Raw genomic sequence first — 14,875 nt, 5'->3', positions numbered from 1 at the left:
GGAAAAGGAGAAGTACTGTGTTTTACTCTAAAGACGATGATAAGCTGCGGGAAGAGTGCGGGGTATTTGGCATCTTTGCGCCTGGTGAAGCTGTTGCCTTGAATACGTATTGGGGGCTGTACGCACTGCAACACCGTGGTCAAGAGAGTGCGGGAATTGCCGTAACTGATGGTTGCCAAATGGACGTACAACGCGGTATGGGCCTTGTCAACGAAGTCTTTCGTCAAGGGTTACCGTCAATGGCTGCCCATATTGCGATTGGCCATGTCCGGTACTCAACAACCGGTTCAAGTCTGTTGTGTAATACACAGCCGTTGATGGTTTCCTACGCGGGAGGCCGCATTAGCTTGGCTCATAACGGCAATCTGACCAACGCCAGTGAACTGCGTGGGGAATTGGAAAAGCAAGGTGGCGTTTTTCAAACTTCGATTGACAGTGAAGTGATTGTTAGTTTGATCGCACGCTCTACCAAACCGACAGTGGAGGAAAGAATCACGGAAAGCCTCGCACGGGTAAAGGGCGCCTATTGTCTGGTTATTATGACCGAAGAAAAGCTGATCGGTGTTCGTGATCCTCACGGATTTCGCCCGCTGTGTGTCGGCAAACTCAACGACGGCTGGGTGATTGCTTCAGAGTCTTGCGCTCTCGATACCGTGGGGGCGGAGTTCTATCGCGATGTACGGCCAGGCGAAATGGTAGTTATCGATAAAGATACAATTACGTTTAGCCAGTTTGTTCAGGGTGACAGACAGGCGCTTTGCATCTTTGAATATATCTACTTTGCCCGTCCGGATAGTATCATTGATGGACAAAGTGTCTATGAGGCTCGGCTGCAAATGGGACGTGAATTGGCCAGAGAAAGTGGAATCCGTGGCGATATCGTTATTTCGGTACCTGATTCCGGCACAACCGCCGCTATTGGCTTTAGCTACGAGTCAGGCATCCCCTTCGCTGAAGGGCTGATGAAAAATCGCTATGTCGGTCGTACTTTTATTCAGCCAGAACAGAAGAAACGCGATACCAGTGTTCGAATGAAACTCAATTCTGTTACCTCTGTCGTTGAAGGCAAATCAGTTATTATGGTTGATGATTCAATTGTTCGCGGGACGACAAGCGGTAAAATCGTGCGCATGCTGAAAGAAGCGGGAGCGAAGGCTGTTCATATGTGTGTCAGTTCTCCGCCTATCGGCTACCCCTGCTACTTTGGGATTGATACATCAATGCGTAAAGATCTCATTGCATCATCGAAAGCGATTGATGAGATTCGTCAGTTCATTGGCGCTGATTCATTGCATTATTTATCGATTGAGGGGCTCGAGCGCTCTGTGCCTAATTTATCCCCTAAACACATGTGTTACGCCTGCTTCAACTGCGACTATCCCAGCAGCGTTCCCCAGACCAGCGAGAGCGGCGACAAGTATATGTTTGAAGCGAAGAGTAAGTGTGAATCATGTGGAGGCTGTTAAGATGACAAACAAGAATGAAAAACGCATCGGTCTGACCTATCGTGACGCCGGCGTCGATATTGACGCTGGTAATCGTTCGGTTGAATTGATGAAACAGCATGTCCGGTCCACCTATCGCCCGGAAGTTCTTGGTGACATCGGCGGCTTCGGCAGTTTGTTTGCCCTCAATTGTGCTAAATATAAGCAACCTGTGCTTGTCAGCGGCACAGACGGAGTCGGCACGAAGCTGGAAATTGCGTTTCGATTGGGACGGCATGATAGCATTGGCCAGGATGCTGTTGCTATGTGTGTGAATGACATCCTGACCCAAGGTGCTGAACCGTTATTTTTTCTCGATTATTTGGCTGTTGGTAAGCTCGAGCCAGAAACAGTTGCAGCGATTGTGAGCGGGGTCGCCCAAGCCTGTAAAGAGTCAGGATGTGCTCTGATTGGCGGAGAAACGGCGGAAATGGCCGGCTTTTACCGTCCAGGCGAATACGACATTGCCGGATTTGCCGTGGGAGTCGCCGACAAGGATAAACTAATCACTGGGCAGCAAATCAAGGCGGGAGATGTCATTCTTGGCCTTCCCTCAAGCGGTTTGCACTCTAATGGATTTTCACTGGTTAGAAAGATTTGTTTCGAGATTAAGAGTATTTCGCCCGCTACCTTTGTGCCTGAATTAGAGAAAACGCTGGGGGATGAACTGATTACCCCGACTCGGCTTTATCCCAAAGTGGTTCTGCCACTATTGGATCAATTCGAAATCAAGGGAATGGTTCATATTACCGGTGGTGGATTCTATGATAATATTCCTCGCGTTTTGCCGCAAGACTGCGCTGTCCAGATTGATGCCGCTTCCTGGCCAATGCCGCCGGTTTTCGGTATGCTGCAACGCTGGGGACAAGTCGCCTGGCCTGAAATGTTCCGCACCTTCAATATGGGAATTGGCATGATGCTCTTTGTTTCGGAAGCGGAAGCTGGGCCAATTTGCGATGCGCTGAAGGCAGCCGGAGAGCGTTGTTATCGTATTGGTAAAGTCACGCAGGGATCAAAAGAAGTGACTTTACAGGGAGGCGTGTTTGGTGGCTAAAACCGTGCTGGGAGTGTTTGTTTCCGGCCGGGGTAGCAATCTGCAGGCAATTCTTGATGCTATTCACGCAGGCACCCTTAATGCGTCTGTTGGAGTGGTTATTAGTGATAACCCGCAGGCGCAAGCATTTTCCCGGCTCGATGGCACCGGCATTCCATCCCTATGTATTGAACGGCGGAGTTTTTCCAGCCGAGAGGCGTTTGAAACCGCATTGGCCGACGCCTTGGAGAGCTGCAAGGTGGATTTGGTCGTACTGGCGGGATTTATGCGGTTACTAGGACCCGTCTTTCTACGGCGTTTTACTGGTCGGGTAATGAATGTGCACCCATCGCTGTTACCCGCATTTCCGGGTCTCGACCCTCAGGGCCAAGCTATTCGCTATGGGGTGAAGCTATCTGGTTGTACAGTGCATTTTGTCGATGAAGGCATGGATTCCGGACCGGTTATTTTGCAGCAGGCGGTGCCTGTTTTGCCAGAGGATACGACAGATACACTAGCTCAACGGATACTGGAACAGGAACATTTGTTGTATCCATTAGCTATTTCGTTATATAGTCAAGGCCGGCTGCAAATTTGCGGACGGCAGGTTAAGATCATTGAGTCAGAGGAGGTTGACTAATGAAAGTCAGGACTGCGTTGATCAGCGTATCAGATAAGAGCGGACTAGAGCCTTTTGCGAAAAGTCTGCATGAAATGGGAGTGCAAATTATTTCGACCGGCGGCACCATGAACACGTTGCGCCAAGCAGGACTGCCAGTTACCTATGTAAGTGATGTTACCGGTTTCCCAGAGATTATGGACGGTCGGGTAAAAACGCTGAATCCGCTAATTCACGGCGGAATTTTGGCAGTACGTGATAATCCTGAACATATGGAAGCGATGCGCAAACATAATATTCCTCAGATTGATTTAGTTGTCGTCAACTTGTATCCATTTCGCCAGACGATTGCCAAGCCAGGTGTGATGCTGGCTGACGCGATAGAAAATATCGATATCGGCGGTCCGGCCATGATTCGGGCTGCTGCTAAAAATTTCAATGACGTAGCCGTTGTCGTCAACCCTGCCAGCTATGATGGCATAGTGGAAGAATTAGTTCAGTTCGGTGGCATTCGTCCACAAACGCGCATGGCGCTTGCGCAAGCGGCCTTTGAGCATACAGCAGAGTATGATGCTCATATCTCCCGCTATCTAGGGATTCAGCTTGGTGAAGGACAATTCCCCCAGTCATTGCAATTATCCTTTGAAAAAATCCAAGACTTGCGCTATGGCGAAAATCCGCACCAGACAGCAGCTTTTTACCGTGAAAAGCATACCAGCCACGGTATTGCCGCTGCTAAGCAACTGCATGGCAAGGAATTGTCCTATAACAATATCGTTGATGTCGAAGCCGCCTATGCTTTGGTCGCTGAGTTTGAACAACCGGCGGCTGTCATTGTTAAGCATACTAATCCCTGCGGTACTGCCATTGGCAGTACGCTTGCTGAAGCTTATGGCAACGCGTTTGCAGCCGATCCGGTATCAGCCTTCGGCGGCATTGTGGGGTTAAACAGACAAGTCGATTTAGATACCGCCAAGCAAATTGCCGGATTATTTGCCGAAGCTGTTATTGCGCCAGGCTATCAGGCAGATGCGTTAGCGCTGCTGCAACAAAAGAAAAATGTACGGTTGTTAGAACTGCCAATTAGTCGCGACGCTGCGCCGGGTCTAACTTGGAAATACACGTCAGGCGGTCTTTTAGCCCAGCAACAAGATGCCCCTAATGCGGTTGAGTACGATATGAAGGTCGTTACTAGCAAGCAACCCACTCCAGCTGAGTGGGAACAACTGCAATTCGCTTGGAAAGTGGTTAAACATGTTAAGTCAAACGCGATTGTCGCGGCAGCAGACGGCCAAATCATTGGCGTAGGTGCCGGCCAGATGAACCGGGTTGGCTCGGCTAAAATCGCCATGGAACAAGCCGGAGAAAAATCCCGCGGCGCGGTTATGGCCTCTGATGCCTTTTTCCCTTTCCGTGATACAGTCGATATGGCGGCACAGGCCGGAATAACTGCTATCATTCAGCCAGGCGGCTCGATTAGAGATGAAGAATCGATCCAGGCTTGCGAACAGCATGGTATTGCGATGGTATTCACTGGCGTCCGTCATTTCCGTCATTAACAACTAACAGACCGTTGATAAACGCCCATCTGCGTTGTTGCGCCCGCAAACCCATTGCTTGCGTACCTTCGAGCGTACGCGGCACTGCTGGGTTTGCGGGCGCGCCTAGCATCTGGGCATTTCTAAACGGTCTAAAAAATAGGTTTCTCAACAAGCTGAACTATCTGCGTGAGGAGAGGGTCATTTTGAATATACTAGTCATAGGGGGCGGCGGGCGTGAACACGCGCTAGTCTCAACATTGGCGAAAAGCCGTAAAGTGGCCAAGATTTACTGCGCCCCAGGCAATCCAGGTATCGCTGCCATTGCGGAGTGCGTCGATATAGATATAGCGGATAATGAATTGCTTTGTCGCTTTGCACAGGAAAAATCGATTGGCTTGACTGTCGTCGGACCGGAAGCACCATTAATGAATGGGATTGTTGATTTTTTTGCAGCAAATGGTCTGCGTGCCTTTGGACCAACTCGCGCCGCCGCTGAGATCGAGGGCTCTAAGTCGTTTGCCAAAGACCTGATGCGTAAATACCATATTCCCACTGCCGCTTACGCAGTCTTCTCATCACCTGACGCGGCGAAAGACTATGTCCGGCAGCAGGGCGCACCTATTGTCATCAAGGCTGACGGTCTTGCTGCCGGCAAGGGCGTTGTGGTCGCGATGACAGAAGCAGAAGCGCTGGCTGCCATTGATACCATACTTTGCCAACAGGCGTTTGGCCAAGCTGGCAGTCAGGTTGTCATTGAAGAATACATGGAAGGCGAAGAAGCTTCGATCCTTACCTTTACAGACGGATATACTGTGCGCCCTATGGTGGCCGCACAAGATCACAAACGAATTTTTGACGGAGACGAGGGGCCGAATACTGGCGGCATGGGAGCCTATGCACCCGCGCCAGTGATTACCCCGGCGCTGCTGGATACCATTATTGAAACGATTCTTCAGCCTGTCGTGAATGCTATGACCAGTGAAGGAAGAAACTATAAGGGATGTTTGTACCTAGGCTTGATGATGACGAAGTCTGGCCCCAAGGTCGTTGAATTCAACGCCCGCTTTGGCGACCCGGAGACTCAAGTTGTACTACCCTTGTTGGCAAGCGACCTTGTTGACGTTCTGGAAGCTTGCATAGACGGCTCTTTAGACAATTGTGATCTGGTTTGGCATAACCGATCAGCTGTCTGTGTGGTGCTGGCTGCTGGCGGCTATCCCGGTGAGTATCGCAAGGGAGACGCTATCAACGGCATTGCAGAGGCAGAGGCGGCGGGTGGAATGGTGTTCCATGCCGGAACCGCCAACTGTGACGGACAATTGGTCACCGCCGGTGGCAGGGTGTTAGGGGTGACAGGTGTGAATGATACAGTTGCCTCAGCGATTAATAATGCGTATCAGGCAGTAGCAAAGATACAATTTAAGGGGATGCAATACCGAACCGATATCGCCCATAGGGCGCAAGGGCGTTGATAACTGAGGTGAGACACGTTTGGATGTAGGTTTTTGGTTGCTTTATGCAGTCTCCGGCCTGTTCGTATTCATTCTAGTTCTTTCTACCATATTTGGTTTACCTGGTAATTTTCTGCTTCTGCTCTTTGCCGCCGGTGTTGGTTACTATGAAGGCTTTAACCAATTAAACTGGTCCTTCTTAGCAATGCTAACAGGCGCCTGGGTACTGGGCGAGGCGGCTGAATTTTTCTCTTCGGCAATTGGCGCAAAACGAGCTCAAGCCTCGCGTCGCGCAATTTTTTCGGCCTATGTAGGCGCTTTTCTGGGGATGCTGGCAGGGACCGCCATTTTGCCTGTCGTCGGAACGTTAGCAGGTTCAATGATTGGTGCATTTGCTGCCGGTTATTGGGGCGAGTTTCAGCAGACCGGCAGTGGCAGGCAGGCCAGGAATGTTGCCGTTAATGTGGTGATCGGGCAACTGTTTGGCCTGGTATTCAAGCTGGCTGTCGGTCTGGCGATGGCTGTAGCGATACTAGCGCGATTGCCGATTGGTGGCTAAACTCCCGCTGTAGCGGTCTTAGTACGTTAACGCAAAGGGCACACAATCCCTCTGACGGCTACGCCGCCATCCCTCTTTCACAAGCTATGCTTGACCCACAACGTTACCAAAAAAACCTTGCCACCCAGTATGTTTCATACCGGGGCAAGGTTTTTTATTTTCTAATTTTTGCGCATTGGTTGAAAATGTAGCACTACAGAATGTGACTTAATAGCAGAATTCGTTGGCAAAGTTCACGCCGCAGGCGGACTAGCTGTACTCACACACGATTTCCATTTGAATTATGCCAGGTGCTCGCCACACCCAGCGCAACTTGCAGCAGTAACAGAAGTGGATGAGAGCTTTGGCAAGCTGTATGAGTTGGTGAAGCGATTTATTATCCATAAGGGATATGGCAAAAAGCTCCTCATGGGCGCGGTAGCCGTGACGTCGGTGTGGAATTGCTATGTCGAAGCGTGAGGTTGACCGTTTCAGGGGATTGAGAGTACGTATGAGAGAAGATTAGCAAAAGTTGCAGGAGGCTGGATTACTTTGGCGAATGGCTAATGTAATAAAAAATTTGCCAATACTCTGTAACAAACGAGAAATGCCTCCTATGTCGCAAATGCTTGAAAACTAAACTACAGCGTCTGCTGATAGTATAGGTTATCTTCACCAATTTCTTACGAAAGGTGTGTATGATGAATGTCCATAATACAAAAATCGCTTATGCAAATCAATGATGATATATGTGTTCCTGCATTAACCGATTTTGCTGAAAAACAGGCGCACGGTATGGCTGACATTAATGAAATCATCCGCTTTTTGCATGATGATTTCCCGATTCGGACAATCAAAGAAGAATTGGAGAAAGAAATTGAATTAAGAGTGGCAGCTTTGAATACAACACGTGATGAAATCGTAAGAAATTTACGGAAAAAGTGCGGAGAGGTCAATGTTAATAACTGGCTGAGCGGCAAGGCGAAAGCGTTGACCAAAGAATCCGCTCTCAAGATCGCTTTTGCTCTACAAATGAGCGCTAAAGAAGCATCATGGTTTTTAATGCAGAGTTGTTGGCTTGATGGTCTGTATATGCGCGACTATAAGGATGTAATCTACAGGTATTGTCTTGATGGGAAATTAGAGTATAACCAAGCTGAGGCATTGATCAAGCAGCACAGTTATCTTGACAATGTGCCGAATCCCGACCCGGTAGAAAATGCTGTATTTGGTGAGTGTTTAACAGAGGTTCTTGATAGAAATGTTCAACGAATCTCATCTGTTGACGAACTGAACGAATTTATTTTAAAGAATAAACCCAATTTCGGCTCATTTCGCAGGTCGGCTTATAAAAAGTTTATGGAATTGTACAACACGATAAAAAACTACGATGCGATTAGAGAGATGCAAGGAACCGACGACTACCCAACTGACGAGGAAATTTGCAGACTGCTTGCCATGAATATCCCTTCGTTGAAAGGCAAACAATCCATAATTAATACTGTGCTAAAAAAAATTGCCGAAGATGCTCTCCCGCGTACAACCTTGACAGAGATAATCGGAAAACAGGAATTAAGGAGCAATAAAAAGATAACCGAGGTTAAACGGAAACATCTTCTTCTTATGTGGCTCTATGTGAAGGCGGGAAACCCGGATTATAGCGAGTATTCCGACCGTCAGGCAGCAGTTGCAGAATGTATCTACACTATCAACGATGATTTATTAGAACCATGTGGGATGCCACTAATCGACCTCCGCAACCCCTTTGACTGGGTTATCATGAACGCGCTCAATTACGCCTATTTCACAGGTGCTGGTGAAGATGAGGGGGGCGATACGGTGGAGCGAATCAATAAAGTTATGGAGCAACTCTTCAAAAGGATGGATGAAGAATGACCTCGTTGCTTGATGTAGGCGCCGATACATTGGTATTGAATGAGAAAACATACACGCTACTAAAAATTGCCGGTGTTGGCGGGTCGTCAATTGTTTACAAAGCACGCCCGGATGGCGACTCCGATTACTGTATGGTTAAGGAATTTTATCCGCACGATTTAGCTGAAGGGCGCGAGGCAGACGGCACAGTCCGCTTCTTGACAGGCCAAACCACTGCTGTTCAAAGCCGAAAGTCGCGTGCTATGCGCGAATCGGAAATAGCTATGAGACTCCGTCACACCGAGGCGAATAACGACCCCTGGATTTTGCTGTATGAAAAACCGATTCAAAAGAATAATACGTTATACACGATCATAGCAACTGAAAAAGGGGAGATGTTGTCCGAGAGAATCAGCGATGGTTATTATGCGGACAAGGATTTCACCGTACTCTGCGATTGCATCCTGGCGATCCTAGACGCGTTGGAACCGATACACGACAAAGGATATCTCCATCTGGACATATCTCCTGACAACATTCACTGCTCTAAACTGAGCATCATGCGCATGATTGACTACAACAGCGCATATTCACCGTCCGATCCTTCCGGTGAATTTTTCCCGTCAGTCAAAAGGGGTTATTCAGCTCCGGAACTCAAAGGAATCTCTAATGCAAAATCGTTACGTCTCAACCCTGACACAGACTTATTTTCGGTTGCAGCAATTTTCTTTACCATGCTTAAAGGAAGACCGATTGAAGAAAATGACTGGGCTATCCCATCCCGCTGGTTTTTGAACAATGAGGAAGGTTATTTAAAAGGTGCGTCAAAGCTGCTTGTTGACAGCACAAACGCTTTTTTGCAAAAAAACCTGTCGAGAAATCCGAAACTGCGTCTGCAAAGTGTTGCGGAGATGCGGGCAAAGATTGAAGAGTTAAAGAGGCTGAGACAACGCATTGAGCTTGAAAACAGCCCCAAGCGACCGAATGTGCATTTCGTATGCAGGGAAAAAGAGATTTCGGATATTGATGAATATCTCCAAAGGGACAGCTATGTCATATTAGAGGGAATCGGTGGGATCGGAAAGACCGAACTGGCTAAAAAGTACGCTTGGGAGAATCGCGAAAAATATGACATCGTGCAGTTCATTACATATAGCGGCGACTTACAGACAACCGTTGCATATTCAATGAAATTCCGTAATTTTGACAATGCTAAAATCGCCCAGTATGAGAGCAAATACGGCAATGAGGCCGTCGAACACATATTTTGTGACAAGATGAGCAGTTTAAAGCAAGATTATCACGGCAAGAGAACCTTAATCGTTGTCGATAACTACAACACAGTTGCCGACGACCATTTTGCGAAGTTTATCTCTGGGGAGTATAAGGTCATATTCACATCGCGTGAGAAACACAACGGGAGCGTTATTGAGATTACGGAGATGAAAAGCGAAGACGACCTACTAATGTTATTCCGTGAATATTACTCACCATATAAATTGACGGGCGAACAAGAACCTGCTGTACGTGAAATCATCCGCCTTGTGCTTGGTCATACGATGACTCTGATGCTTATCGCAACCGTCATGCTAAAAAGCGACAAAACGTCCGAAGAAATGCTTGCTCGTTTTAAAAAAGGACTTGACCCGAAACTGCGCACAAAAATTGCCGTTGACAAGGAAGAAATAAGCGCAGAGGATCGGGAAAACGTAGTCTATGGGCATATCCGTAGCCTATTCAATCTGGAAGATATAGCAGCCAATGAAAACTATGCGTTTATAATGACCAATATGGCGATTGTGCCTTATACAGGCTTAGAAAAAAAGATATTCTATGATTGGGCGCTCTCTGAACGCTATAGGAGCGATGAATATGATGACGAGGATTACACCGATATAGACTGCTTGGTTGACCGCAGATGGATACAGGAGGAAATCCGCGAAAATGTGCGGTATGTTTCCCTGCACCCGGTTATATCAGACGTAGCGTGTCGGGAGTTGATGCCAGATAGCGTGAAGTGCATAGATCTTGTCGGGAACTTAATCAAGGAATGCGCGAGACTTTGTCTAGACAAGACTTATGTCGAATACATTGAAGGAACAAAAATGCTTGAGACAGCGTACGGTCGCATTTCGGACGAGACAAAACTCACTGCAAATTTATTAGATTTTTATGCAGATATATGCTTTAGGCTGGCAAAATATAACTTGGCACTTGACGGCTATACTAAATCCCTTAGTATCCGAACAAAAATATACGGTGAATTGCATGAAGACATTGCTGATTTATATAATAGCGTTGGTCTGGTTTATTTGGAAATGGATGAGTACAATAATGCACTTCGTTCTTTTGACAAATCCTTGGAGATATGTCAGTTTGGCTTTGGAGAGACCCATCACTATGTTGCGGATGTGTACAATAATATAGGATCAACATACGATCAAATGGGCGAATATGATAGTGCCTTGAAATATTTCAGAAAATCATTGGAATTAAAAAAAGACCTATATGGCGCTAATAGCGTGGACGTTGCAAAATCACTTAATAATATCGCTACGATCTATATTCAGATGGATGAACAAACTAATGCTCTGGAGTATTTTATGAAATCATCCGATATTTTTGTCGGAATTCTTGGTGAAAACCATCGGTCGGTCGCTTTACTGTATAATAATATCGGTACATTAATCAATCAGTTAGGCAATAGTGAAAAAGCTCTTGATTACTTTCTTAAAGCCTTAGAGATTAAAGAAAACGAATACGGAAAAGAGCACCCCGACACATCGATTACATACAATTCCATCGGTGTTTTGTATACGGATATTGGCGAGTACGACAAGGCTTTGAAGTATTGCGAAACTGCTTTAGATATCCGCGTTAAGTCATATGGGAAAGAATCTTCACCTGTTGCCATTTCCTGTAGTTGTATCGGGACTATATACTACAGGCAAAAGAATTATTTAAAAGCGTTGGATTATTATGATAAAACTCTTTCGATACGATTAGCCATCTACAATGAGTGCCATCCGGAAATAGGGCGGGCACACTATAACCTTGGAGTTATATATTACGAATTAGATGAATACTCCAAAGCGTGGCAGCATTATATTGAAGCGTTGAGGATATACAAGATTTCTTACCCGGAAAACCATATCAAAGTAAAGAATATACAGAAGGCGATAAGCGAACTGAAACATATAACGTAAGAGCGCAAATGCGTGCCTTGCAATAAACTGCTCGACTCAATGAGTCGGGCTTTTTTATTTCCTAAAATCTAAGCTGATACTATTCAAAAAAAGAGTCATCAGGTTTGACGCTTCCTTGCCCCTTTTCCCGCTGGTTCATGCTGTACTCATTAAGCAAAATCCGAGCAAAAATAACGACACACCAAAACGCTTCCGACAAACCGCAAATTCCTGATGTACACTGAAACCATCAACAAAGCAATCTGCGAAGCCGGGGTCGCGTAGAGTCTCCCGGCAGCTAACCTACCGAGCTGATACGGCAAGGGCATCCTACAGGGTGACAGATATAGCCAAGGAAGGGGGAACTATCTATTCAAAACAATAATACATGCAGCTTATGCTGCGAGGGTTGTGTAATCGGTTCCAAAGTCTACTGTTGCCACGACGGTCGATTTCATCCACCGCCAGACGCATTAGTTTGTAAACGGTTTACACGGAGACCATCGTCAACACTTTCCACACAATTACGGCATAAGGAGGATTTTTGTATGAGTAAGAAGCCCGAAGATATTTTCGATAATGATAGCCTTCCCCGATTTTATGACTGTCCTAAATGCGATGGGATAGGGTATGTTGAACTTGACGAGGAAGACGAAGAAGGTTATCTCAAAGAAGAACGTTGTTCCCGTTGTGACGGTTCAGGCAAACTAGAGTATGACGAATGTTATGAGTGCGACGGATCGGGACGGGTTCAATGTGACTGCAGTGGCGGGATTGAGGGCAGTGAAGATGAGGACTGCCTAGCCTGTGGGGGAAGTGGGTATCATGTATGCCCGATATGTAACGGAATTGGCGGACTCGAGCAGGAATGATAATTTAAATATTTGGGAGGATGATATAGATATGGCAAAACACAGAACTACAATGCCGGAGGATTTGGTTGGTAAATGTCATGTGGTAATACATACCGCGGCTACGGCAGCAGGTGCCGCTGGAGCGATTCCGTTACCGTTCGCTGATGCGCTGCCGATCGGTGCCACTCAGATTGCAATGATTATATCATTGGGAGAAGTGTTTGACCTTACAATCGGGAGGTCTATGGCTGAGTCAATTGCAGGGCTCGGTCTGGCTACGACCACCGGGCGTTTTGTGGTTTCAAATTTATTGAAGGTGGTGAATCCGCCGTTTGGTTCTGTCGTGGCAGCTGCGACGGCGCTAGCGATTACCGAATCCTTGGGGTGGATGCTAGCGGATGATTTTTATAGGATTAGTGTCGGGGAAAAACCGGAGAAAATAGCCAAAGCGATGGGGGATGCTTATAACCATTTTAACAAAATTAAAAAAGTAAAAAAAGTAAATAGAAACGGTTGAGTTAGAAATGGAAAACACCTCTTTAGGCAAAGAGGCAGGAAGCGTAACTGTTTCCATCCACTGTCTTTTTAGACGCTTGCGGTTAAAGTGTCCATTCACATGGAATAAATATCCATCGACTGGTGGATGTTTATTCCATGTGAATCTTTATAACGGTAACAGGGCCTGGAGAAACATGGATGCGGCGAGCATGGGTGTGGGCGCGTTGGATTCGGCAATCCCGCCTATCAGGCGGTCAGCAAGATACAATTTGCCGGGATGCACTTGCCAGCTCCGTATTGGGTGGCAAGCCTTTTCGTCGGCTAATGTCATTATTATCTTGGCTTTATTGCTGGAGTAATCTATAATATTTCTATATGCTCGTATTACATATCATGTTGGAGGCAGTCATGGCTTTAGTACGCGATTCTGCTCATTCAGAGAATTTTGGCAGCAAGCGGCGGCAAATACTTGATGCTGCTTATATTGTGTTTTCCCGTAAAGGATTCCATCGTACAACAATTGATGAGATTATTGCGATAGCTGATACTGGCAAGGGAACAGTATACAACTATTTTGTGAATAAGGAGCAGCTTTTTTATACCTTGACCCAGGAAATCAGTCAGCCCTTTGAGGCAGATCTAGAGCGGGCGGTAACGGCCGATACAGAGCCGCTTGATAAGCTGAGACGATTAGTTACGCTGATTCTGTCTTTCTACACAAAGCATGGCGACCTGTGGCGGGTGCTGATGCACGAGATGCGCGGTTTTGGCAATGACGGATATTCTCACATTAGTGCCGAAATGCGTGATAAATACCATAGCTTCTTCAAACGGACGATTGGCTCTATCGAGCAGGTGCTTACCGAAGGTATTGCAACCGGAGTTATCCGACCCTGCGATACTGTTGTCACCGCCCATGGCATGTTCAGCGTTATTGCAATGATGGCATTCCAGAAGTATGTAGGAGAGGATGCCGAAGCAGCTGCCGAGCGTGTTACTGAAACATTCTTCTATGGAATCGTCAATAAGTAACGCAAATTTGCGTTACTTATTGACGATTTTCTCTTTCACATTAGAAACCTTGGCCGCCATGGCGTTGGCCCTTGTGGTTTCTATTCTTAACCTCTTTTGACCCGGATAAGGGTTCAGGCATATTTTTGTCATCATTCTTTTCGCGCGTTGGTCCAGGGGATTGGTCTACGGGATATGCTTCGGGTTTTGTCATAGCGTTTCCTCCTCTTGCAACTGTTAAGAATTTTTTAAGGTTTCATTACGCCTGTCACGGCGATCTTGCTGAATTTGTTGGGCCTGGTGACTGTTGGTTGGCCGCACGCTTAATTCATCCACCGTGTTTATCAAATTTTTGTCTGGGTTGAGGCTTGTCTGCTTTTTCATAGGTTTTCCTCCGTTCTCAGGCTCAATCGTGAGTGATGGATTGCACTGCTTGAGCGCATTCGTGGATATGACGGACATAATCTTCGACTAGATCCTGGACGATAGTTGTGCGTTCATCTATTGATTCATCGTCTTTTTCCACATCAATTAAATCAACTCGCACAGACCGGTCGTCAAGGTAGGTGCATTTGAAATCAAAGCTATACTTTGTATGACCAGCTGTGTCAACATGGATGTTTAGCGCTTGTGAATCAGCTGCATCGCCGCGCACGCTAAAGGAATCTGTCTGATGGAGCTGAAACGGTAAATTTTCGTTCCATGCCGCAACCAACGTAGGCTGACTAATAGATAAATTCTGATCGGCCATTTTTGTCACCTCCCTATCTATAGCGTGCAGAAACT

At 46.7% G+C, this 14,875-nt stretch carries 15 protein-coding genes; 12 read left to right on the top strand and 3 right to left on the bottom strand.

Going from position 1 to position 14,875, the window contains the following annotated elements; genetic code table 11:
- Positions 1-17: 17 nt before the first annotated feature.
- From purF to AXX12_RS15635, 12 genes are all read left to right on the top strand, one after another.
- A complete protein-coding gene (purF, locus tag AXX12_RS15685) occupies positions 18-1,466 on the top strand; it encodes an amidophosphoribosyltransferase (protein WP_066244798.1) in 1,449 nt (482 codons plus the stop codon).
- A gap of 1 nt (position 1,467) precedes the next feature.
- Complete coding sequence (purM, locus tag AXX12_RS15680) at positions 1,468-2,538, top strand: phosphoribosylformylglycinamidine cyclo-ligase (protein WP_066244796.1); 1,071 nt, start codon at positions 1,468-1,470, stop codon at positions 2,536-2,538.
- Positions 2,531-3,157 (top strand): phosphoribosylglycinamide formyltransferase, encoded by a 627-nt coding sequence (gene purN / locus AXX12_RS15675; RefSeq protein WP_066244794.1) that lies wholly within the window; start codon positions 2,531-2,533, stop codon positions 3,155-3,157. The genes purM and purN overlap by 8 nt, the downstream gene beginning before the upstream one ends.
- Positions 3,157-4,695: a bifunctional phosphoribosylaminoimidazolecarboxamide formyltransferase/IMP cyclohydrolase gene (purH, locus tag AXX12_RS15670; RefSeq protein ID WP_066244793.1), complete on the top strand. Its 1,539-nt coding sequence runs from the start codon at positions 3,157-3,159 to the stop codon at positions 4,693-4,695. Before purN ends, purH begins: the two co-directional genes overlap by 1 nt.
- A 185-nt stretch (positions 4,696-4,880) precedes the next feature.
- The gene (purD, locus tag AXX12_RS15665; RefSeq protein ID WP_066244792.1) at positions 4,881-6,149 is read left to right on the top strand and encodes a phosphoribosylamine--glycine ligase; all 1,269 of its coding nucleotides are present in this window, start codon (positions 4,881-4,883) and stop codon (positions 6,147-6,149) included.
- 19 nt (positions 6,150-6,168) lie between these two features.
- The gene (locus tag AXX12_RS15660) at positions 6,169-6,687 is read left to right on the top strand and encodes a DUF456 domain-containing protein (protein WP_066244789.1); all 519 of its coding nucleotides are present in this window, start codon (positions 6,169-6,171) and stop codon (positions 6,685-6,687) included.
- A 330-nt stretch (positions 6,688-7,017) separates the two neighbouring features.
- Positions 7,018-7,146, top strand: coding sequence for a hypothetical protein (locus AXX12_RS20040; RefSeq protein ID WP_269448411.1), 129 nt, complete (start codon positions 7,018-7,020; stop codon positions 7,144-7,146).
- Positions 7,147-7,371: 225 nt separating this feature from the next.
- On the top strand, positions 7,372-8,562 hold the full coding sequence (locus tag AXX12_RS15655; RefSeq protein WP_066244785.1) for a hypothetical protein: 1,191 nt from the start codon (positions 7,372-7,374) through the stop codon (positions 8,560-8,562).
- A complete protein-coding gene (locus tag AXX12_RS15650) occupies positions 8,559-11,747 on the top strand; it encodes a protein kinase family protein (protein WP_066244783.1) in 3,189 nt (1,062 codons plus the stop codon). Before AXX12_RS15655 ends, AXX12_RS15650 begins: the two co-directional genes overlap by 4 nt.
- 527 nt (positions 11,748-12,274) lie before the next feature.
- Positions 12,275-12,598 carry a zinc finger domain-containing protein gene (locus AXX12_RS15645; RefSeq protein ID WP_066244781.1) on the top strand — a complete coding sequence of 108 codons (324 nt, stop codon included), beginning with the start codon at positions 12,275-12,277 and terminating at the stop codon, positions 12,596-12,598.
- Positions 12,599-12,629: 31 nt separating this feature from the next.
- On the top strand, positions 12,630-13,097 hold the full coding sequence (locus tag AXX12_RS15640) for a hypothetical protein (protein ID WP_066244780.1): 468 nt from the start codon (positions 12,630-12,632) through the stop codon (positions 13,095-13,097).
- Positions 13,098-13,486: 389 nt separating this feature from the next.
- Positions 13,487-14,110, top strand: a complete 624-nt coding sequence (locus AXX12_RS15635; RefSeq protein ID WP_066244777.1) for a TetR/AcrR family transcriptional regulator — start codon at positions 13,487-13,489, stop codon at positions 14,108-14,110.
- Positions 14,111-14,150: 40 nt separating this feature from the next.
- Here AXX12_RS15635 and AXX12_RS19075 read toward each other — a convergent pair whose 3' ends face one another.
- From AXX12_RS19075 to AXX12_RS15630, 3 genes are read right to left on the bottom strand one after another with little or no spacing between them, the layout of a single operon-like run.
- Positions 14,151-14,303 carry a small acid-soluble spore protein P gene (locus AXX12_RS19075; RefSeq protein WP_082816920.1) on the bottom strand — a complete coding sequence of 51 codons (153 nt, stop codon included), beginning with the start codon at positions 14,301-14,303 and terminating at the stop codon, positions 14,151-14,153.
- A gap of 23 nt (positions 14,304-14,326) precedes the next feature.
- A complete protein-coding gene (locus tag AXX12_RS19660; RefSeq protein ID WP_197470753.1) occupies positions 14,327-14,473 on the bottom strand; it encodes a hypothetical protein in 147 nt (48 codons plus the stop codon).
- Between the two features lie 22 nt (positions 14,474-14,495).
- Positions 14,496-14,840, bottom strand: coding sequence for a hypothetical protein (locus tag AXX12_RS15630; protein WP_066244775.1), 345 nt, complete (start codon positions 14,838-14,840; stop codon positions 14,496-14,498).
- Positions 14,841-14,875: the final 35 nt, after the last annotated feature.

It is taken from the genome of Anaerosporomusa subterranea, from assembly GCF_001611555.1.
GTDB lineage: Bacteria > Bacillota > Negativicutes > Sporomusales > Acetonemataceae > Anaerosporomusa > Anaerosporomusa subterranea.
This window is presented reverse-complemented; position numbering and strand designations above follow the sequence as displayed.